25 protein-coding genes and 5 pseudogenes are annotated in these 20712 nt (G+C 35.5%); 2 read left to right on the forward strand and 28 right to left on the reverse strand.

Annotated elements, in window-relative coordinates; all coding sequences use genetic code 11:
• Nucleotides 1-8: 8 nt before the first annotated feature.
• The 10 genes from JCM13188_RS18515 to JCM13188_RS08105 form a co-directional block, all read right to left on the reverse strand.
• Nucleotides 9-1745 carry a helicase C-terminal domain-containing protein gene (locus tag JCM13188_RS18515; RefSeq protein WP_279401571.1) on the reverse strand — a complete coding sequence of 579 codons (1737 nt, stop codon included), beginning with the start codon at nucleotides 1743-1745 and terminating at the stop codon, nucleotides 9-11.
• Nucleotides 1746-1776: 31 nt separating this feature from the next.
• Complete coding sequence (locus tag JCM13188_RS18520; RefSeq protein WP_279401572.1) at nucleotides 1777-2760, reverse strand: hypothetical protein; 984 nt, start codon at nucleotides 2758-2760, stop codon at nucleotides 1777-1779.
• Nucleotides 2708-3127, reverse strand: coding sequence for a hypothetical protein (locus tag JCM13188_RS18525; RefSeq protein WP_279401573.1), 420 nt, complete (start codon nucleotides 3125-3127; stop codon nucleotides 2708-2710). The genes JCM13188_RS18520 and JCM13188_RS18525 overlap by 53 nt, the downstream gene beginning before the upstream one ends.
• A gap of 17 nt (nucleotides 3128-3144) precedes the next feature.
• Complete coding sequence (locus JCM13188_RS18530) at nucleotides 3145-3270, reverse strand: hypothetical protein (RefSeq protein WP_279401574.1); 126 nt, start codon at nucleotides 3268-3270, stop codon at nucleotides 3145-3147.
• Between the two features lie 126 nt (nucleotides 3271-3396).
• Complete coding sequence (locus tag JCM13188_RS08080; RefSeq protein WP_054753342.1) at nucleotides 3397-5034, reverse strand: phospholipase D-like domain-containing protein; 1638 nt, start codon at nucleotides 5032-5034, stop codon at nucleotides 3397-3399.
• Nucleotides 5027-5911: a hypothetical protein gene (locus JCM13188_RS08085; protein WP_054753344.1), complete on the reverse strand. Its 885-nt coding sequence runs from the start codon at nucleotides 5909-5911 to the stop codon at nucleotides 5027-5029. The genes JCM13188_RS08080 and JCM13188_RS08085 overlap by 8 nt, the downstream gene beginning before the upstream one ends.
• The gene (locus tag JCM13188_RS08090; RefSeq protein ID WP_054753346.1) at nucleotides 5908-6222 is read right to left on the reverse strand and encodes a DUF6361 family protein; all 315 of its coding nucleotides are present in this window, start codon (nucleotides 6220-6222) and stop codon (nucleotides 5908-5910) included. The genes JCM13188_RS08085 and JCM13188_RS08090 overlap by 4 nt, the downstream gene beginning before the upstream one ends.
• 93 nt (nucleotides 6223-6315) lie before the next feature.
• Nucleotides 6316-6627: a hypothetical protein gene (locus tag JCM13188_RS08095; protein ID WP_054753348.1), complete on the reverse strand. Its 312-nt coding sequence runs from the start codon at nucleotides 6625-6627 to the stop codon at nucleotides 6316-6318.
• 455 nt (nucleotides 6628-7082) lie between these two features.
• Nucleotides 7083-7436 carry a hypothetical protein gene (locus JCM13188_RS08100; RefSeq protein ID WP_054753350.1) on the reverse strand — a complete coding sequence of 118 codons (354 nt, stop codon included), beginning with the start codon at nucleotides 7434-7436 and terminating at the stop codon, nucleotides 7083-7085.
• The gene (locus JCM13188_RS08105; protein ID WP_054753352.1) at nucleotides 7405-7614 is read right to left on the reverse strand and encodes a hypothetical protein; all 210 of its coding nucleotides are present in this window, start codon (nucleotides 7612-7614) and stop codon (nucleotides 7405-7407) included. Before JCM13188_RS08105 ends, JCM13188_RS08100 begins: the two co-directional genes overlap by 32 nt.
• 251 nt (nucleotides 7615-7865) lie before the next feature.
• On the opposite strand from JCM13188_RS08105, the gene JCM13188_RS08110 reads away from it, so the two are divergent.
• A complete protein-coding gene (locus tag JCM13188_RS08110; protein ID WP_054753354.1) occupies nucleotides 7866-8306 on the forward strand; it encodes a cell wall hydrolase in 441 nt (146 codons plus the stop codon).
• 46 nt (nucleotides 8307-8352) lie between these two features.
• Here the strand turns inward: JCM13188_RS08110 and JCM13188_RS08115 are convergent.
• The 13 genes and pseudogenes from JCM13188_RS08115 to JCM13188_RS08170 form a co-directional block, all read right to left on the reverse strand.
• Nucleotides 8353-9300: pseudogene (locus JCM13188_RS08115) on the reverse strand (cation diffusion facilitator family transporter).
• A 13-nt stretch (nucleotides 9301-9313) separates the two neighbouring features.
• Nucleotides 9314-9637: an ArsR/SmtB family transcription factor gene (locus JCM13188_RS08120; RefSeq protein WP_054753356.1), complete on the reverse strand. Its 324-nt coding sequence runs from the start codon at nucleotides 9635-9637 to the stop codon at nucleotides 9314-9316.
• 129 nt (nucleotides 9638-9766) lie between these two features.
• A pseudogene (locus JCM13188_RS08125) lies at nucleotides 9767-10226 on the reverse strand (DinB family protein).
• A gap of 73 nt (nucleotides 10227-10299) precedes the next feature.
• A complete protein-coding gene (locus JCM13188_RS08130) occupies nucleotides 10300-10740 on the reverse strand; it encodes a pyridoxamine 5'-phosphate oxidase family protein (RefSeq protein WP_054753358.1) in 441 nt (146 codons plus the stop codon).
• 28 nt (nucleotides 10741-10768) lie between these two features.
• Nucleotides 10769-11686: a class I SAM-dependent methyltransferase gene (locus tag JCM13188_RS08135; RefSeq protein ID WP_054753360.1), complete on the reverse strand. Its 918-nt coding sequence runs from the start codon at nucleotides 11684-11686 to the stop codon at nucleotides 10769-10771.
• A 159-nt stretch (nucleotides 11687-11845) separates the two neighbouring features.
• The gene (locus JCM13188_RS08140) at nucleotides 11846-12520 is read right to left on the reverse strand and encodes an ABC transporter permease (protein WP_054753362.1); all 675 of its coding nucleotides are present in this window, start codon (nucleotides 12518-12520) and stop codon (nucleotides 11846-11848) included.
• Nucleotides 12513-13432: pseudogene (locus JCM13188_RS08145) on the reverse strand (ATP-binding cassette domain-containing protein). The gene JCM13188_RS08140 and the pseudogene JCM13188_RS08145 overlap by 8 nt, the downstream one beginning before the upstream one ends.
• Before the next feature lie 142 nt (nucleotides 13433-13574).
• Nucleotides 13575-14510 carry a sensor histidine kinase gene (locus JCM13188_RS08150; protein ID WP_054753364.1) on the reverse strand — a complete coding sequence of 312 codons (936 nt, stop codon included), beginning with the start codon at nucleotides 14508-14510 and terminating at the stop codon, nucleotides 13575-13577.
• A gap of 2 nt (nucleotides 14511-14512) precedes the next feature.
• The gene (locus JCM13188_RS08155; RefSeq protein WP_054753366.1) at nucleotides 14513-15208 is read right to left on the reverse strand and encodes a response regulator transcription factor; all 696 of its coding nucleotides are present in this window, start codon (nucleotides 15206-15208) and stop codon (nucleotides 14513-14515) included.
• A 63-nt stretch (nucleotides 15209-15271) separates the two neighbouring features.
• Nucleotides 15272-15433 (reverse strand): hypothetical protein, encoded by a 162-nt coding sequence (locus JCM13188_RS18535; protein WP_279401575.1) that lies wholly within the window; start codon nucleotides 15431-15433, stop codon nucleotides 15272-15274.
• Nucleotides 15427-15765, reverse strand: a complete 339-nt coding sequence (locus JCM13188_RS08160; RefSeq protein WP_279401576.1) for a hypothetical protein — start codon at nucleotides 15763-15765, stop codon at nucleotides 15427-15429. The genes JCM13188_RS18535 and JCM13188_RS08160 overlap by 7 nt, the downstream gene beginning before the upstream one ends.
• 6 nt (nucleotides 15766-15771) lie before the next feature.
• Entirely contained in the window at nucleotides 15772-15990 is a 219-nt protein-coding gene (locus JCM13188_RS08165; RefSeq protein WP_054753368.1) for a hypothetical protein, read from the reverse strand.
• Between the two features lie 48 nt (nucleotides 15991-16038).
• Nucleotides 16039-16605 (reverse strand): TMEM164-related integral membrane acyltransferase, encoded by a 567-nt coding sequence (locus tag JCM13188_RS08170; protein WP_369404904.1) that lies wholly within the window; start codon nucleotides 16603-16605, stop codon nucleotides 16039-16041.
• A 708-nt stretch (nucleotides 16606-17313) separates the two neighbouring features.
• On the opposite strand from JCM13188_RS08170, the pseudogene JCM13188_RS08175 reads away from it, so the two are divergent.
• Nucleotides 17314-18031, forward strand: a pseudogene (locus JCM13188_RS08175) (glycine betaine ABC transporter substrate-binding protein).
• A 54-nt stretch (nucleotides 18032-18085) separates the two neighbouring features.
• Here the strand turns inward: JCM13188_RS08175 and JCM13188_RS08180 are convergent.
• The 5 genes and pseudogenes from JCM13188_RS08180 to JCM13188_RS18540 all read right to left on the reverse strand — a co-directional run bounded on the left by JCM13188_RS08180 (nucleotide 18086) and on the right by JCM13188_RS18540 (nucleotide 20650).
• Nucleotides 18086-18532 carry an HAD family hydrolase gene (locus JCM13188_RS08180; protein ID WP_439646621.1) on the reverse strand — a complete coding sequence of 149 codons (447 nt, stop codon included), beginning with the start codon at nucleotides 18530-18532 and terminating at the stop codon, nucleotides 18086-18088.
• Nucleotides 18445-18726: an HAD hydrolase-like protein gene (locus tag JCM13188_RS21780; RefSeq protein ID WP_439646622.1), complete on the reverse strand. Its 282-nt coding sequence runs from the start codon at nucleotides 18724-18726 to the stop codon at nucleotides 18445-18447. Before JCM13188_RS21780 ends, JCM13188_RS08180 begins: the two co-directional genes overlap by 88 nt.
• Before the next feature lie 17 nt (nucleotides 18727-18743).
• Nucleotides 18744-19154, reverse strand: a pseudogene (locus tag JCM13188_RS08185) (penicillin-binding protein); the annotation flags it as partial.
• 278 nt (nucleotides 19155-19432) lie between these two features.
• The gene (locus JCM13188_RS08190) at nucleotides 19433-20167 is read right to left on the reverse strand and encodes a DUF899 domain-containing protein (protein WP_369404897.1); all 735 of its coding nucleotides are present in this window, start codon (nucleotides 20165-20167) and stop codon (nucleotides 19433-19435) included.
• A 336-nt stretch (nucleotides 20168-20503) separates the two neighbouring features.
• Nucleotides 20504-20650, reverse strand: coding sequence for a hypothetical protein (locus JCM13188_RS18540; RefSeq protein ID WP_279401577.1), 147 nt, complete (start codon nucleotides 20648-20650; stop codon nucleotides 20504-20506).
• Nucleotides 20651-20712: the final 62 nt, after the last annotated feature.

The raw sequence follows: 20712 nt of genomic DNA on the forward strand, positions 1-20712 counted from the left end.
TATTAAACTTAAAATATTGCCCTTTTATAATACGGACTCAAATTAATAAACAAATCTTTCAACTTCTCTTCATCCACTTGATTCTCAAACAGATATTCCAATAACTCTTCTTGCCTCGATTGACCTAAGCTTAATCTATATAAGGTCAATATTTTTATTAAGCGTTCATACTTCGCGCCGTCTTTACTCATCGGATACATGGGAACATGGCGTTCGATTTTGATACCTTCATGATTAGGTAGGCACCAATATGGGACAAGTTCACTTGTCATTTGATTACGTTCTTGAGTGTTAGCTTCATCGAACATTTCTTTCCATGCGTCTGATTGAAATTCTAAGTCTTTATATTTTTCTGCAATGTTTTGTCTAATAACAAGTCCTTTATACCTGTTAATTCTACCTTCTCGTTGTTCAATATCAATTGGATTAGACGGTAAATTCCAGTGAACGATCTTTCGGCAATAGTAATGGAAATCTAGTCCTTCTTGTCCAATTGAGGTTGTTGCTAGAACGAATGGTCTGAATGGTGAATTAAATGCTAGTCTTATACTATCCTTTCTCTGATCGCTGGATTCTTGAGATTTAACATTTAAGAATCCTACAGCAAAATTGGTCCGCATTTTCATGCTATCTTGTTCTTTTGACTTGCCTTTGGCTCGTTGTTTGAACCCTTGATACGTATCCACATTATAGCTAGCCGAGTGGGCATTTAAGCCTTTAACCATTTTTTTGGTTACTTCTAGATTTTGCTGATGAATTTCAACATTTTTAAGTCCACCTTCTTCAAGGAGCATATGTCTATATTCATCCATCATGGCTTGAATATTACCGTCGATGCTGTATTTTAAGATGCTTTTCCAGTGAACTTTTCGGCTACCGTATTCTAATTCAACAACGGCTGTTGCTTCTTGGGTGTTGAAACGATCTATAATGGACTTGCCAATTTGGACGGCATAACCTAATGTCGCTGAATTCACATGATTAAACATTCTTAGAGCTGAAATTGTCGGTGATCCAAGTACCATATCTGTTAACACTTCTACTAAATCATCAGGCTTTCTTCCAAGAACAGGAATCCCATTCAGATAATAGTCTTTTAATTTCTCAAAGTGTTTAATGAACACTAACTTATCACTCTTAATTTGAGCTTCATCTTGAGAATCATCCTCTAAGCTTAACGTCGATAGAAATTCATCAGATCTAATCCAATCATTAACCTTTTCGTTATCCAAATCTAATAACATAGGTGCGAGGTAATACCAGCGTTCATCTTGTCTGTTAGAATCCTCAATGACTGGCATTTCTAATTGGTCTAATAAGTCTTTTATGTCGTTACGTACTTTATCTTTAATTTCTGATAAAGATAACTGTTGATTTAACGCATCAATAGGATCAAATAAGTTCATTAAAGTAACAGACGGATAAGCCAAACATAAATGATTCATGTTAGCTGGCTCATCATCTTTAATCGCAAACTTAATCCTTGGGTTAGGAAACCTATTTTTCGCAAAATAACTTCTGTTCTCTTTCTTATTTTTCGGCGTTCGTTTAATTAATTCTCCAATTGATAGACGCTCTGATTCATAGGATAATAATGTCGCGATAGCACGAGGCACCATTTCCCACGCTGAGAACACCAAGATTTTAGAGAAGTTTTTCGCATGTTTGTATGGCCCTTGTGGTTCATAATATGGCAGTGAAGGCGGAAGCCAAAGTAACTTATGTGCTTCATCTTCAAATGCCAAATCACGCAATCCCTTCAGTTTTGCATTAGTTTCAGGAAGTTTTTTTATACTTTTTGATTTGATTACGTTTCAACCACAAATTAGGCTTATTCGCGATATTTAATTCTTGTTTGTTTTCTTTAAAATAGTTTAATAGATTCTTCTTAATTTTATAATTCTCCATATATGACATTAAAAATGGAGAAGACTTCACATAATCAATCGGCAAGTTTTGTTTTAAGTCAGTTTGATTCAGCATCTGATCCATTTCAATAAACGAGAGAATATCACCCTCTGAAATATCAAGAAAGTGATTTTGCTTAATATCTATTAAGTCATCTGAATTGGGGACCGACATTCTTTCCGTTCTTGCGATTCCTTTATAAAGTTTGTCTTCCGCTTCCTTTTTCAACGCTGAGACCATCGCGAAGTCTTCAAGTTCTAATTGTCTTAAAGACACCGAGTAATTGTTCCAGACTTCCTTGAAATGCTTCAGTTCATCAGGGTGATGTTCAAACAAGAATTCGACTAACTGCATAAATTCACGGTAGTGAACATCCTGTTCATTTTCAGAGATTTCTTCTAAGGTTGAATACAATTTATAAGGTGTCGCAGAGAGTAATAGAATTTTGATGTCTTGCTGATCCTGCTTTTCCGAATTAAAGAATTTATTCGCTAATAGTGCCGTTTCATTGTCTTCATCCGACCGAATGAGTTCAGGAAACCGTTGAAATTCATCCATGATGACTAAATCTGGATCCATTAAATCAACGCTGATTTCAGCCATCATCTTCCGCAACTTATGTATGAGCCTTAAAGTGTTATTGATGTTTTTGGTTGAGCCTGATTCTTTAATGTCGTTTGCCACTTGGTTAATCATTGTTAAAATTTCAGGATGTTCATGAAAGTAATGGTCTACTTTAGAAAGAATTGTTTTTAAATACTTGCCATCACTTAGTTCATCACATTCTTGAACCTTTTGTTCATAGAAGTTTTTTAGCCCACTGATTCCAGCTTTTAGTGGCCGTATATTCAAGCAGTAAATCAATCTCGTTTAAATGCTCTTCGATAGGCTTATACCATTTCAATATCGCAAATAATAATGCTCGCTCGCGCACACTTCCCCCGCCACCTGTCATCTTAAAGGATGTGTGAGGGGTTAAAGGAATTAATTGTATATAAGATTGATCTTTCTCAAATTGCTGTTCAAAGATTTTTAAATGCTGCATGGATAATCTTGTATCTTCCATTGATTCTAGGGTGACGTTCTCGTCAATCTTTAACTTTTGCAGGTTCTGACCCGCAATGCTTTGATTGGAACAGACGTAAACGACTTTAAATAAATCATCATCTAAATCTTCTTTATAATAACGAGCCGTTTTTGCGACTACTCCTCTTGCCACTAATGTCTTTCCAAGCCCTACTTCTCTGCGACAAGTACTCTAGAATAGTCAGATTTAAACAAGTCAAAAACACGCTCAACTGTGGCCCTTTGAAAATCCATTAAACCATCTAATATTTCCGCTTCTTTACGCTTTAGATCCATCACTTTTTCACCCTTTTAACTGATTTAAGGAATGTTCGGTATAATGTTTCAAATTCTTCTGGAATGACGTCATTGTCATTGATATATTCCATAACCTTTTGAATATCATCGAGTTTTTCTGGAGTTCTAGAAGACGTTTAGCATGTTTTCATAGATGACTGGATAATCCGAGTAGGCATCATCCCATCTTCCTTTCCCGCTTCGCTTTCTTTCCATCTCTTCAATCATAGATAAGAGGAATTCATCATCGAGTAAGAAGGCAACGTATTTTAAGAATGTATATTTATCTTGAATAATTGATTTAAAGATGGCTTTGACTCGATCATCTGGAAGCCCCTCAATCGGTATCTTAATGATTCTTTTAACTTCCTTATCTTCCACCATAGCCGTTACACGAAAGAACTGACTTAGCTCGAGTAAACTAAGGTTCTCCATACTCACTTCATGCTCTAATGGCACATCCTTCTTACTATTGATTGAGCCAATTTTAAATGTCACATCTTCTGGCAATGAATCAAAAGTTAGTTTCAGTTCATATCCATCATCATGCTCAACAATTGAAGCTCTTCGTTCTACGCGAGTTAACTCTTTTATCTTTCGTTCTAACTCTTCAGTTAGATCCATTTCTGTTTCGTCTGCTTGGTCAGGTTTGACTGCTTTTTCGAAAGGAGATTCCAGTTCATCTTCACCAATGATGTCCTCGATTAATTCCTGAATACGGAAACCTCTTTTGCGATATTGAAGCTTTAATAGAAACTCAACGTTCCCGTAATAAGCACTATTCGTTAGGTTCGCAGACCCAATATAAAATTCATGCCACGTATACTTTGAGCGTGCATAAAATTTGGCATGAATGTCTTGAAACTGTGATTGTTCTAGCTCTTCTTGTTCCTCACTTAATGAGCCTTCTCCTTCTACGACCAAGTCTTTTAAAACATATATATCAAATTCCTCAAACAGTTCCTCGTCTATGCCTGCTAGTTCAGACCGTCTCGTAATTAACGTTTTAGATGGATTCGATAAAGACTTATCATTCAGTTTTTGAAGCATGGAATTTGTTAAAAACGGCGAAATAACTAGTAAATCATGATACGTGTCAAATAGATTTGAATGTTTGTCTTCATATCCATTAATCCCGAGTGGCATGAATTCAAAGTCAGGATAGTTTTTATCGGTCTGAAACTCGACATACTCCAACTCATTTAAAAGAGACTGGATTTTCGTACTTTTATCCGGATTTGAATGCGTATTAATATAATTGAAGAAATCTATTAATGGTTTGTTTTTATCCCATTTCTGTTTAGTGAGCTTCCCTTCAAGATTCACAGCCACATCCCAGCTTCGATCAAAGGTTAGATTTCTTGATAGGACGATTAACCGAAATAAAGACTCACCTTCAGAATTTACATACTTAATCAGCCATACTTTAGGATGAAACGATTTGTTATTTGGAAGCATGACTTCGAATACACTGTTTTCCATTAAAGAGAAGATTGAGTTCGCATTTTGCGGCACTTGGATCTGACCACCTTCACAAAAGATCGCAAACTTATCTGCGCTTTTACGTAATGCTTCTAACATATAGTACGGATTTTCATCGCTAAAATCATCTAATTCTGACGATAAGCTTAAAGCTAGTGGCACACCTACTAATGCCTCTAGGTCAAGCGAGAACGTAGTCCCCATGGCAAAGTCTAATTCGTAACTTTCTGGTGGGATTAATTTTTTACTGTAATTTAACCGATCTTCTCCTGGATTAAGCATCTTCCTGTTTCAACCCCTCAAAAATATCCATCATTATATTTTTCGCATCGTTAAAGCGATAATGAAGATTCTCAGAACCGACCCAATCGTTTTCATCTTTGTAGACATAGTTCTTCGTATTATTCAGCTTCGCACGGTCTCTTGATTTAAGTTCAATTTCACGTTTGATAATCAAACTGTCGATTTCTTCAAGTTTTTTAGATGCGACCGCCTTTTTCCAATTACCAAGAAAACGCATTAACTTCATATTATGAATACCTAATCTTCTAAGTACTTGATGGTAATCAAACGTTCCAAACTCATTTAACACAAACTCACTGTTCAGCCATTGTTCCCATTTATCGACAGATTTGTGGTTCTCTCCGTTAGAAAGAAGAACGTTATATCTGATATTTGCACCTTTAATAAACTGATTAAAACGTTCAGCTAATGAATAGTCCTCTTGTATGTGAGACGGAAGGTTCGTTAGTTCTCCAATCCAATCAAATCCCTCTAATTGTCTGACGAACTCCTCGTCATATTGCAGTAGGTGTGAGAATAGACTATCTTTTGAAAGAGGAGAAGTCATAATGCGCTGCTTCAGATATAAAGCTTCTTCATATGTAAGATCCATATCAATATGTTCTTTCCAATCCTTTGGTGGTAGAAGACATCGCCAAAAAGTCCCTGATAACTCATTTGAGAAACCAGAGTCATCTTGTTCTTCATTCCCTAATGACTTCAGAAGTTCCATATCTTTATTCAGTGAGGTAACCGCTCTAGCGTAATGACTTAAAGACAACCCTTGATGTTTTAAAAAGCCAAATGTCCTAAGCCCATTCCAATAAATGCTGGACGGCTTCCTTTTAAGGCTTGTCCCAGCTCGGCCTCCGATCACACCACGTTTATTATTTTCTTAAGTATCTCTATTAACTCAACTTCAGTTCGTTCTAATTTCTCTTGTAATTTAACAGCACTTAAGTTTTCCTTCTCTAGTTCCATTAAGATATATGGAACGATAAAGAAATACTTAGCACGCGTTTGTAGGGTTGAAGTTCCAGGAAATAATATATCTGCAAATCCATCACGAATCATGCCTATTCCTAGCTCATCAACTGCTCCTGGCTCACTTAAAGCATGTAAAACAGACAGAACCTTTTTACGATGATCTGTTGAATAATCAATCCAACCGATTTCTATTGTATTCAACGTCGTACCCCCAATTAAATTAACTCTATTTCTATTTAATCAAAGAATAGTAAGATATTTCAAACTTGTAATCTATTAGTTATAGATAACTTATTATCTTACCTCTATTAACAACGCTTTAAATTGTTCATTTATACTTGTTCCAAGCGTTAAATAATCTTTCCATTTTAAATGATATTGATTTACTAGATGAATAGGCTCTTCTCGGCGATTAGTTGTTCCTTTTGATGCTTTTTCATCCCAAGAACAATTACCTGTTAATATGCGATCTTGATGAATATGAAAATCCTTATCTACTGCATCACCCTTTGGAGAAGGCTTCCAATATAAATGTTCGTTTGTAATTAACAAGGCATAACCAGTGTAGTCAGCTCTTGTCTTAGTAATATCTTCTAGTTTTTTCACATCTTTAATAAAATCATATCTAGAAACATCTAGAGCACCTTGCTTTTTAGGTGAATATGGTTTCCGTTATATATGGTTTTAAGCAAAGAAGTTCTAAATCTCATTTCAATAAGAAGTTTACGGCCATTTTTATCTGCCCATATATCAACTTTATGGTTTTGCATAGGATAATCTATTCTCACTTGATAACCTAATGAACGAAGGTGATTGGCCAAACGGTCTCTTAAATCTCTCTGGGACTGTGGAATTTCTTGTTTCTCCTTAAAAGAATCAAACCAAGGAACATTAGTCGAGAATTCATTAAAGTTATTTATATTAGATTCGTCATTTTTGAAGCAGACTTAGCAATATCAGAGTTAATAGTCATAGGGATACATATATAGCGGAAATGGCCATTATTAAACTCATTGACTTTGCTGTAAGTCGACCACTCCATCTCGTAATCACCTAATAAACTAATAGCTTTTTCTCTTCCTTTTGGTGCCTTCACCAGTGTTATCAGCCCAACTCAGCTCTCCGTTAACTTTTTGCCCAAAATGAATTCGGAAATCCTTGTCTACAGTGTTTCGATAAGAATTAGGTGGTTGATAATAGGATGGATCATTCGTTAGAAAGATCACATACCCCTTATCAACTACACCATTTTCAATCATATGCTCGACTCTCTGAAAATCCTTTAATACATCATATCTTCCAGTATCATGAGCTCCTTGTTGATTTAATACATATTCTTCATTATTAACATTTTGAATTAACGCTTTAGTCTTGTATTTCAGCTCAATAGCAATTTTTTTCTTTATTATGGACAACTAATAAATCCAAATAAATCTTTGAGTCTTTACCGTGAACTTTAGTTTCAAGTCTCAAATCACTATCAGGATAATATTGTTTAATCTCCCATGCTAAAGCATGTTGGAAATCCGCTTCAGAATGAAAAATAGGTCTATGTGATGACAATGAACTTAGAACTTTACCTATTTCAAACATTTTTATCTCCCCCCAAATTGATTATCATTATTTGAATTACTTAAATTGTGACTCTTCGAATTTTTATCAGATGTAATTTCTTGCATTTTCAATCTTCGACAAAAAATGTATATTTCCTTTATTATTTATTAGGCTCCTAACAGTCTAAAATTTATGTATCGATACTTCTCCATTCACCTCCCCACATCTTAAACCATACAATATTATGTTCTTATCTTTATATTACACACTTTATTTTGAGGTGATCGAAGTTGGCAAGAGTGGCTTATAATGAAAATGATGTTAATTTAGTTGCGAGAATGATGAGAGCTGAAGCTGTTGGTGAAGGCCGGTTAGGTATGCTCATGGTCGGGAATGTGATTGTGAACCGGACTGCTGCGGATTGTTTAGATTTTGAAGATTTAAGGTCGATTGAGGATGTCATCTATCAAGTACAAGGCGGGAACTACTCATTTGAAGCTGTTCAAAAAGGGAATATGTTTTATTATCGCGCTAGAGGGACAGAGAAAAAATTGGCTCGGCAGGTATTAGATTACTGGAGACAGCACCCTGCTCAGTATGCTCTTTGGTATTTTAACCCGTATGGTCAGTGCCCTTCGACGTGGTTCGGTCAGCCATTTACAGGGCAGTATAAAGAACATTGTTACTACGAACCACAAGCAGGCACATGCGCAAGTGTTTATCGCTTTTAATTTAAATAGGAGCAGGTTCTTAAAACACTGCTCCGTTAAATTTTAATTAATGTTGATGACCATGTCCTGTTGATTCATCTTTGTTCTGACACATCACTGAACTGTCATGAGGATGATCTTCGCACTCTAACTGGATCGTGACGTGGCCAATATCTTTATGCTGAAGTTCAAGTTCAACTTCTGTTAGAAGGTCTTGGCACTCGTAGATTGACAACTGTCCGTCGACAACAGCATGGCAAGATAAAGCGTTTTTTCCCGCTTGTAATGCTCCACACATGCAGGTCGTGAATGCCCATAATCCCTTTGACATTTTCAATGGTTTTAATCACATCATCTAACTCAATATTTTTAGGCGTCCCCTCCATCAGCACGTGAATAGATTCCTTTGTGACACGCCATCCACTAATTAGGACAAGTATGGCAACGATAACGCTCGCAACTGGATCCGCCCATCCCCAGTTAAAGAAGATGATGAGTAATGCAGCAGTAATTGCCCCAACAGAACCAAGTAAGTCACCTAATACGTGAAGGAAGGCAGCGCGTAAGTTTAAGTTATCCTCTGTATCTCCTTGCCTCATTAAGATCCATGCAACCAGAATGTTTACTAACAAACCTAGTGTTGCAATGATCAACATGCCTGTTGACGCAACATCAGGTGGATTTGTAAAACGTTGATAAGCTTCATAGAAGATATAAAGCGAAATCAGAACGAGCGTCACACCATTAAAGACAGCTGCTAAGATTTCAAATCGTTTATACCCATACGTTTTACTATAGTCCGCTACTTTCTCTCCAAGCGTAAAAGCAAGTAAACCAATCCCTAGAGAGATGGAGTCACTAAGCATGTGCCCGGCATCTGATAAAAGGGCTAGACTGTTTGTGATAAAACCGCCAATCGCTTCAACGATCATAAAACCAGTAATAATGAAAAAACTAATCATTAACGCTTTTTATTGGCACCATGTGTATGATCATGACCATGATCGTGTCCCATGATTTATCCTCCTTTAACTGTGCAATGCGTGCTTAATCGTTTGTTCAAGTACATTCATCACATGCTCATCATCATGTGAATAATAAAGCGTCGTGCCTTCTCTTCGGTATTTAACTAGACGTAAATTTTTTAAGAAACGAAGCTGATGTGAAACGGTCGATTGTCTTAAACTGAGCGTTTCCGCAATTTGATTCACGGAATATTCATTTTCAAAAAGCAAATGAAGAATGCGAACCCGGGTCGGGTCTCCAAGAGCTTTAAACGTTTGCGAGACGACAAATAACGTCTCTTCATCTAAATCGTTATACTCAAACTCAGATTGGTCTTCATTAGACATTTTTAAAACCTCCTGTTAAGGTCCTTATATGTGTATATTAGTATATGTTCATATTTTATAAATGATAGTCGAAATAGTCAAATAATACAAAAAATGAACAATCCCACGAGGAGACTGTTCATTCTAAGTTTAAGTTATGTTTCTTCCTATAAAATTAGCGGATGGTGCTTAAGGCCAAGTTCTCTTGACCAGATCGATAGCTGGCCGATATGGTGAATTTCATGGGCAACGATATGGTGAACGATCTCATCAGCAGTATACGCTTCATCGTCCCATGGCACCGTGACTACTTTACCTTTTAAGTCATCTAGATTTGTTTCCAGAAAATCGTTGATGTCTTTTCGGAACTCATCTGATAGTGATTTTAATTTCTCTGGCGTTTTATAATTTTCAAAGTGAATGACTAAATCGCCTTTACCTTGAATGCCCCGTACCCAGCTGTATTCCACATCTATAATATGAAAAAGTGTGTACAAAATACTGCCGACTCCACCTACCTCGTTTTTAACAGTTCTTCCAAGGTCAGCTGTTCGCACCAATCAAACCATTCATCTCGAACCTGCCAGTTATATTTAAGAAATTTAATCATTGTCTTAACCCCCTAATTGTTGCCCACGCTTCATAAAAGTTTTTCAAAGATGAAAAGTAATTATATTTATCACTCATGATAGTTTATAAGATTGGTCTCGAACCACAACAGTTTCGGGATTAAAACAGATTAATACATTATCCTCGTCAAACCTTTTGAAACGTCTATCCCACTGATCCATCTCTGGACCCAAGTATCGAGCTAGCAACTGGTTAGCAATTTTTCTATCAAAAGTTTCTACCGTAGCTCTTCCTCTAAATCCTGCATGTAAAAACGAACCTGTCTCTTGATTAAAATCAACAATACCAATAGCACATTTTGAATTTCTTCTAATCCTTTTTGGAAATGTATCTGAAGCAGTACCGATTATCCATAATCTGTTGTTATACCACAAAAACCAAACTGGTGAATCCTTAGGAGTATCTTCTTCAACTGTAGATAAGTGGGCCACCAAAGGTTTCGAAAGCAATTCTTCTAAATCAAAGCTTTTACGAGTATCTTTAATAACTTTCATCTTAACCCCCTTACAAGTCAAACAAACATCACTTTTTCACAGCATGAACGTAATGAATGGTTTCAAAAGCCTTTAAGTAGTCGTTTCTATTACTAAAATATAGCTCATTTATTTTACTCGGCTCAAGATGTTCATAGATTAGCAAACCGACTGCTTCTAGAAATTTCTCTAATTCTGTATAAGAAAAACTAGTTTTCATCGGTTCCCCGCTTGCAGCTGCCATTTTAACCATGTTTTCGACTCTATTAGAATATCCCTTTTCCGTAAATAACGTTTCATCGCCATAATCAAATACAATCGAACTACCATTAGGAACTTTGTTAAACAGATGAGCAATTAATTTCGAGGTCTCTTCTTTAGTTAAATAATAAGAAACTCCTAAAAGGCTAAAAAATGTCTTTTTATTTACATCAAATCCTTGATTAATTAGATCTTTATCAGAAAACGTTTTAGTGAAATCCATTGGGATGAAGTGAAGATGACTTGGAATGTTAAATCCTGCTTCTTTTAATCTATGCTTTTTGAATTCTTGTGTAGGTGGGTAATCTATCTCGAAGATGTCTAGAGTTGTCTCCAGTTCGGGATGCCGATAGCTAAACGTATCTAAGCCTGCCCCTAAATTTACATATTGTTCTACGCCGAGATCAACTTCATTGAGCAATACTTTTTCTGCGTAAGCCGCACGAGCCAAAGGTGTTGGGGAAAGCTGAACTTGAGTAATCCATTTTAATATTTCTTCTTTGTTCTCTTTTAGTTTTTGCGCAATATCTGGGTTGAAGAATTGAACGCCTTGTAACATATTCTCCTTAATGTTATTAAACTCCTCTTGAGTGATTAAATCCTTAACGACATAATCATCAAAGATTTTAAGTGAGTCAAACCGGCTGTGATACGCTCTACCAAAAGCAGAAATTAATGAGGTCATACTGGACTTATTTTCTTTCATAGACACACTCCTCAAACAAAAATAGGATTCCCCTGGCCAGGAGAATCCTATTATATACTTTTATTATTTAATTGTAAATTATAGCATAAATAGATTTTGTCAAATATTTCGCTTCTCATTATAACCGTGATAAGTAATATCTAATTATTAACAATAGATTTATATCTCCCCGATTTTATCCGCTGAAATAATTGAAAGAAATATACTGAGAGCTCCCATTATACATAGGACTGTAATGACTAAATCATAATTAAGGTTTATCAGTTGTGCAAAGTGTGTTTGCATCAAGACAATCGCACAAATCACAGTTGGAATCGTCATTCTTTTCCAAATCCCAAAGTAAAAAAGCGGAATAAAAGTAATTAACGTAATTACTAGAGAACGAACAATCATCTGATTAAGAAAGGTAGTTAAGTCTGTACGAGTCAGATTCCCTTTAATTATTGGCTGAACTTGATCAATTAAATAAGTCACTGTTCCAGTTAACAAATACGAAACCATGGTGAGAAGAAATACAAACGTTGCTATAAAAAGTATTTTCGCAGCAAATAATTTCTGCCTGCTTATTGGATACCTAAAAGATAAAGAAATAGTTTTATTCTTATATTCATCAATAAATACCTGGGTAATCAATGATGCTCCAAATAAGATAAAACCTTTTTGAATTTCTGAGATCAAGTCAATAACGGTAGCATAGTTCTGACCAAAATCAGTACTAACAGCTTTTATAAAAAATACTGGCAAGAACATTAATATCAAAGTATAGATAATCACTTCACTTATGACTGACTTTTGTTTTAGTTTCTTCCACTCTAATTGCATTAATTTAATCATTTATATCACCTCCATTAATAAGATGATAAAAATAGTCTTCCAGCGAGTTGGAGTGTCTCCGAATTTCTTCAATCTCTAAATCATGAAGTAAAAGCATTTTTGAAATATCGCTTTGCGTATAAGTCATATCATAAATACGAATTTTTCGTTTTTCTAAGACTTTCATGTTGTGAATATGAAGTTCATTCTCTAATAAATAAACGGCTCGCGTGACATCACTGACCTCAAGCTCAATATAGTCAGAACGTGCTTTTCGAACATCTGTCATCGTTATTTCGTTTAGTAATTTGCCTTGATGAATTATACCTACTCTATCAACAATTTGCTCTAATTCTCCTAATATGTGACTCGAAAGTACAAACGTCATCCCATATTCCTTATTCAGCATCCGAATTAAGTGTCGCATATCTTTAATTCCAATTGGATCTAACCCATTGTCGGTTCATCCAAAATAATTAATTCAGGCTTTGTTATGATGGCTCTCGCAATTCCAAGCCGCTGCTTCATTCCAAGCGAAAAATCCTTTACTACTTTGTCTTCAATTCCTTTTAAGTTTACCAATTGCAGTGCTTGTTTCATGTCATTTTCATCATAAAATCCTAAATACTCACAATGTAGCTTCAAATTATCGAATGCCGTTAAATGCTCAAAAAATACTGGATAATCAATAATACTTCCAACTTTAGTTAGCAAGGAATTTGTTTTTGGTGAGCCTCTCATTAAATAGCAATATTTCCCCTTTTGAAGGATTGTTTAGTCCCGTAAGCATCTTCATAATCGTTGTTTTACCTGCACCATTTTGACCAAGAAGGCCGTAAATTTCACCTTTATTAATCAAAATATTTATATCTGAAACAAGTTCCTTCCCTTTGGCTTTTTCGTTAGATTATTAGTCTGAATGACATATTCCATCATCTCATCCCTTTCATTCGGCTATCTTAATCATAATGGTTAAAAACAACTTTTTTCTTACTTGTTCCTTACAAATTCCTTAAGTTTATTATTTATTCATAAAGAAAAGAGGTAATTCTTTATGAACACCTCTTTGAGACCTCTAATATGTTACCCGCTTAAAAATGCATGTGAATACCGTTTTTTCGAACGGTTTACTAACTAGCTTAATCTCACCGTTCATCTCCTCTATTAAACGTTTCGTAATACTTAAGCCCAGACCACTACCCTGAAATTCAGGATTTCTCGCATCATCTAGGGTATATAGCCTTTCGAACACACGGTTCTGATGTTTTTCAGCTATACCTTTACCTTGATCCCAAATATCAATAGCTATATTTTCGCCTTGTTCTCGAATCGTTAACCCAACCACGTCACCATCACTACCGTAACGAATTGCGTTAGATATTAAATTGTTCAGAATCTGATTCAACGCATTTTCATTACCGAGAATAAAGTAATCCTGTTCTGGAATATCGACCTTAACTTGAAGACCTTTTGACTGCACTAAATGATAAAAGTCTAATACGTTCTTCCGGCAAATTTCGTTAATCGATAAACGACTCATCGGAAAATCAACATCACCTGACTCAAGTTTGACAAGGTCAAAAAATTGGTTCATTAAATCGATGACACTTAATATTTTGTCATGAAGACGACCAACGAGTTCTCTTCGCTCTTCTTCTGACAGGTTGTCATCATGTTTTAATTTCTCGACATATCCTAAAATAACGGTTAAAGGCGTTTTTAAATCATGAGACATATTTGAAATCATCTTTCTTAAACTTTCGTTTGTTCTTGCGAAGTCAGCAGCCACCTTCTGGTTATAGCTTAACAGACGATTAATTTGAATAAGCATGTCTCGAACAGAGTGATTATTTGTTTGAAGAAATACTTTTTCAGAGGTTTCCTTCTCAACGATATGAGATAAATTATCGCGTATTTGAATAAGCTGCATATTGGTTTGTTTATTTGATAAATATTGAGCACCAATAATGATCAGCAAAACTACTATAATTGAAAATAGTAAAAAATTCATAGTTACTCCCCTAATTTATAGCCAATCCCCCAAACCGTTTGAATGTAACTCGGTTTTGAGGGATCTTCTTCAATTTTTTCTCGTAATCTACGAATGTGAACATTAATCACATTCTCATTGCCAAAGTAATCATCTTCCCAAATCAACTCATATAGTTGCTCTTTTGTAAATACTCTGTTTTGATTCATCATAAAAAGCTTTAAGATATAAAATTCCTTAGAGGTAAGCTGTATATTTTTCCCGTTTACTTGTGCAGTAAAGGTTTCTAAATTAAGTGTCAGGGCTTTGAATTGAATCATGTTTGAAGATGAATTTCCACCTGCAGAAACATAGCGTGTTGCTCTTCGAATAGCAGCTTGAACTCTTGCTGTCAGTTCAATTACGGAAAATGGTTTACTGATATAATCATCCGCCCCAAAACCGAGACCTAACGTTTTATCGAACTCACTATCTTTTGCTGAAATAATAAGTACTGGAACAACGCTTGTTTCTCTAATTTTTCTCAGAAACTCCATGCCATTGAGCTTCGGGAGCATTAAATCAAGTAGTACTAAGTCAATTTGTGTAGTTTGAAAAAGTTGAAGCGCCTCTTCCCCGTCAAAAGCAGTCATCACTGTAAAATGTTCTTGTTCTAAATGGCTTGTAACAAGTTCACTTATTTCTTTGTCGTCTTCTACTATTAAGATCTTCTTTTTCATAATTAAATTTGACTCCTTTTGTCCAGAACTGTTTCTCCTAATAAAGTGCTTTATCAGAAAAATTTACTTTTCTATCTCATAAATCAACGTATCGAATAGTTCACCGTTTGTATAAAGCAGTATAGCCCACACTCCCGCTTCTGGTAGATTAACAGACGACGGTGAATGTGCATCCGCTCCATTATTCTCGCCCGCAAGTCCAATCGTCCACCCATTTGTCAGCACTTGGTGTACTTCTTTGTTGCTTTGTGCATACCTACCACCGTTAAATCAACAGCTAGAGGTTCTTCAATTCCCCAGAGGTGCCACATCCACTTCTGACCTTGATTAACACTCGGCATGTCAACACCTATCACTCCTGATTTATTTTTATTTCCGATGATATTGCCTTGAAATCTTACAGCTTTATTCTCCCAATCGATTTCCTCAAAATGGCTCTTCTCTACGAATTCAGGTGCATCTTCAGGTAATTGAATCTCTGATTCTTGTGAAGTGCATCCGACCACAATCCATGCAAGACTGATAAGAACTAATGCAACCTTTTTAATATTGATCATCTCCTATCAATAAGTGTAACTAAAACTCCTTCCACCTTTCCGCAATGTCTTTTCCAGAAAAAACGATATCAGTCCAATTAAAAATCCAATCAGCCCTAACCAAAACGTTATATTGGTTATGTTCCAGATATAGTCTGGAGTTAGATTTTTAACAGCTTGCATCACGTGAACTTCTCCGTTAAATGATGCAAATATGATCACTTTTTCTAATCCACTAAGCGCCATTAACAATACGCCTAGAAAATAAACATCAAACTAAGATTCTTCATTTTATCACTCCTTTGAAGGAATTTTTAACCGGTCTTGAACAGTCAAATACAGCTTCTCCCCGAGCCCAAATAAGATGAACGTAACAATTAGTGTGCCTGGTATGTAAAGCCAGTCAGTCAAATTAGGGAAAACTGGTTTATGTTTTAAGTAAAAATAATTGCCATCGACTAATGGGTTAACCATTAAAACGACCATAAGATAAACGATAAACCATAAGAATGAGAGGTATTTATCGTTTAACCTAACTCTAGCTTGATAGGAAATCATGGCGTAAAAAGGTAATAACAATGTAATTACATGATTGACAAAGAAGCTTATACCTAATGGATGACTGATGCCGTATACCCGGCTTGGATACAGAAAACTGGTCCACGCATACAAACTAAAAAAGCACAGGACTTTGAATAACTTTTCATTCTTGGTGATTAAATAAATGATGCCTAAAATTGTGTTGATGCGGCTAATATGTAGTGGCAATGATTCGGATAGGTCAAAATTCATGATGACTGCGTATGAACCGTAGAGTAGCACCTGCTGCGTGAGACTTAAGATGAGAATGATGATCGTGATGAGTGTTCGTTTCTTTTTATTTTATGGCGAAAGAAAAACAGACAAAAGCCTATTAACATTAGCCCGGCTATATAAATGAGATGGTCGAATCCAAAGAGTGGAATAAATTCGCCACGGCTCAAATTAACCATTCCTTCTAATATAATCTATTTTAAGTTAACTTTATCATAATTTTCGGTATTTTTTGATATGAACTTATACTGAATTTAAATTCATCCTAACCCTTGACATTAAATCTCAGTACGTTAACATAAAAACTGTACAAAAACGTTTAAAAATAATTTAACAAACTTACCAAACGTTTGGTTATGTTGAATTAAAGCCGAATCACTATTATAATCAGTAGATGTGATTCAGGCATGACTCACACTAAAGTGTCATACATCAGTCATCATGATAAGTCATGTCTATAGTAACGAGTGACTGATCTCTGGTTAGAGATGAGTTTTTATTTGAAACTTTTATTAAAATATTTCTAAACAAATTAACGTTTTGAAGTATTTTAAATAAATAACAACAAATTAAAAAAAGGGGAGTTTTTTAATTATGAATAGTTGGAAGAAAATACTTGGGCTTAGCATTGCATTGCTAGTTGTGGTTACATTAGCAGCTTGCGGCGGAAGCAGTGAGGAGTCTAGTTCAGAAGTAAACCAGGACGAGATTTCAATCGGTCAAATTAACTGGGCTGAGAACATTGCTGTTACAAACATGTGGAAAGTGATTCTAGAAGAAAAAGGCTACAACGTGAAGTTACAATTACTTGATATGGGTACGATGATGAAAGCGTTAGAAAGTGGCGACTTAGATGTAAGCTTAGAAGTTTGGCTACCTGTTCAAGATAAGAATTACTTAAAAGAATATCAAGATACCGTTAATTTCTCAGACGCTACTTGGTATGACAATGCTAAAGTAGGACTTGTTGTTCCAACTTATATGGAAGATATTAACAGCATTGAAGACTTAAACAAAACAAAGACAAGTTTAATGGCCAAATTATCGGCTTTGACCCTGGTGCAGGTACGATGGAAGTGACAGAGGAATTAATTAAAGATTATAATCTTGACTATGAGTTAACATCTAGCTCTGAGCCTGCAATGATCACTCAAATTGGTGAAGCAGTTAAAAATAAAGAACCAATTGTTGCGCCACTTTGGAGTCCACACTGGATTTTCGCTGAATATGACCTTAAGTTCCTAGAAGATCCGAAAAAGTATACGGTGGAGTTGAGAAGATCCACCACGCAACAAGAACTGATTTTGCGGATGAATATCCAAAAGTTAGCGAGTACTTCAAGAACTGGAAAATGACAGACAAGCAAATCGGTGAATTAATCAACTCTGTTGAAAACGCAGAAAAACCTATTAAAGGTGCTGAAAAATGGGTTAACGAAAACCAAGAGTTAATTAATGAATGGACTAAAGAGTAATAGATAAAGAGCTGGCCTCACGTGCTGTGAGGCCAGTTTTTTATACGCTTCGAATTATATCTTCTGAATTGACTTAGTAAAATCTCCCACACGATTAAATATCTGGTCTGGCTTAGTACTAAACTCTAGTGTTTGATAAGTTGATAACCACTGCACTCCAATTGTATGTACGTTAGCTTGTTTCCCCGCTAAAATATCCGCTTCACTATCTCCTATAAACATGGCGTCTGTGTGATCGACGTTTAGATACGCTAATGCCTTTTTCAACCCTTCTGGATGGGGCTTTGGATCAATAACATCATCACCTGTGATAATGGCGTCAAATAAATCATTCATTTTTAGATGATCTAAAGATATGAGTAAGCTTCTTCTCGCTTTTCCAGTTACAATTCCTAATTTATAACCTTGTGTACTTAATTGATGTAGCAACAGTTGTATCTCTTCATTCTTAAAGACAAGTTCGTGATGTTTTTCACTGTATTTTTCATAATAGAGCTCAATTGCTTTGTCATGATCTGTATTAACAAGATTCTCTCTAATGATTCCCGTTTCAGATGGACCAAACATACTTTTATTTCTTCAGATGTAAGTTCAACATTATCGAATTCCTTAAATATTGCCTGAAACGCATAATAACAAACCGGTAGCGTATCAGCTAAAGTACCATCAAAATCAAATATAATAGCTTTAATAATAACACTTCCCTTTAATTTTAAGGTTTAAATATATCAGCCACTAGATTACTAAACTCTCTTAAATAATGTAGGTAATGATCACCTCCATAGTTATAACGTTTATTATACATTTTGGCTACAACAAGGTTGTATTTTGGAATCACTAATAGAGTCGGGCCTGTTATTCCAAGGATTTGATAAGACCCTTTAGGGACTCTCTCACCAATCTCACTTTGAATGCTGGGTGTACCTTGAGCGTACCAAAACAGACCATTTCTTGGCAGATTAATATTCTTATAGATCGGACTCTTAATTTGAGTAGCTAATTCTATTACTTCCCTAGGAACGATTTGTTTACCTTCCACGAGCCCTTTATTTAGATGTAAATTTCCCCATTCCGCAAATTCACGAGCTGTTGTATGAAGGTTTGATTCTGTTCCATCATTCGTTTGCCCTATCTTATATGATTCCTCTTCATTTGCAGTAATAATTTCTTTCACTAGTGCATCATTAGTTTCTGTTTGCCAATTGAGCAACGTATAACTACAAAAAGGAATCTTAATAGGGTATCTCTATAAATTATTTCTCTATACTATCTCGCGCGGTATTTGTGGTAGGCATATGATTGAAAACATTGGCAAGCCCGAATCTTATTTATCACTTTTTTTCTTTAGAAGCAACTTTTCATTATAATCTATATGATGGTTGATTCCTTTTATAGGAAATATTATGAATTTCCCTTTCGCGAATGACAACAAGAATGATGATGTTGCAAATGATCATAATTGTCATGATGGCGCCACCACTCATAAGGAGGTTTCTGCGGATAACCATCAGGCGAGTCTTCCCAAGTTTCTTGACGTCCAAATGGTGTCAGGTCAAGATAGTTGAACGGAGTAAAGAGTATATCAACACCTCGTAAATATGTAGAATAAGTATGATAAATTTTGTCACCATCACGTAAGAATACACTTACCCCTTGATGCTGTACCCCATCAGATGTCGCTTCAAAGTCATAATTAAAATCGCTGTCATACGATGAAAACCACGGTACGTTCCAACCCATTTGTTTCTTAAACGGTTCAATTTTGGAAAATGGAGCCTGGGATACTAATATCAATGAAGTATCACGGGCTTGCAAATGAGCTAGGTGTCCCATGCTGTCAACAATCATTGAGCAGCCTTCACACCCTTTGTCCCAACTTGGATCGAACATAAAGTGATAAACGATGAGCTGACTATGCCCTTCAAATAAATCTATTAGTTTTGCTTTGCCATCTTTTCCATCAAGGATGTACTCTTTATCAAGTTCGACCATTGGAAGTCGACGACGCTCGGCATTTAGTGCATCTCTTGCGCGAGTGAGTTCTTTTTCCTTTGCCAAGAGTTCCTTGCGTGCTTTCTCCCATTCCTCTCGAGTAACGACTCTAGGCATGGTTGCGCCTTTGTTACTATTCTCCACAGAATATCTACTCCTTTCATTGTAAGGAATACACAAAGCACTAACCCAATCTTTACCTTCTTTAAATAATTTTAACATAATATTCAGATATTTTTACTAAGAAAAAGACGAGCTTACTATTGATCTTGTTGTTCAACTATTGTCCCAGTAAAAAGGGAATTTGTTAATAATTATTTATTATTTTCTTTTCTAAAAAGTTTTCCTCTATTATCTCCTGTTTCTCACTAACTAATAAAGATTGAAATTCACCAAATAATATTTGTATTTCTTTCTCTGTGTTAATTAAGTCAATGCTATTTGGTAGTCATCCTTATCCTTATATTTTGAAATTTCCAATCATTTCGTACTATCATCCTTGCTTTGAAGATAAACAGTATTAAAATCCAAATACTTTCCATAAATCTCTGATGCTCTTTCTTGAATACTTAAATACTCATCCACTTTATCCTTTTGAATATGATATTGATAAACTTTTACAAACATACTCACCCTCCAATCTAATAAACTTTATTCAACATTACTGCCATTAGAAGAACAACATCTTT

This window comes from Piscibacillus salipiscarius JCM 13188 (assembly GCF_001311865.1).
GTDB lineage: Bacteria > Bacillota > Bacilli > Bacillales > Alkalibacillaceae > Piscibacillus > Piscibacillus salipiscarius.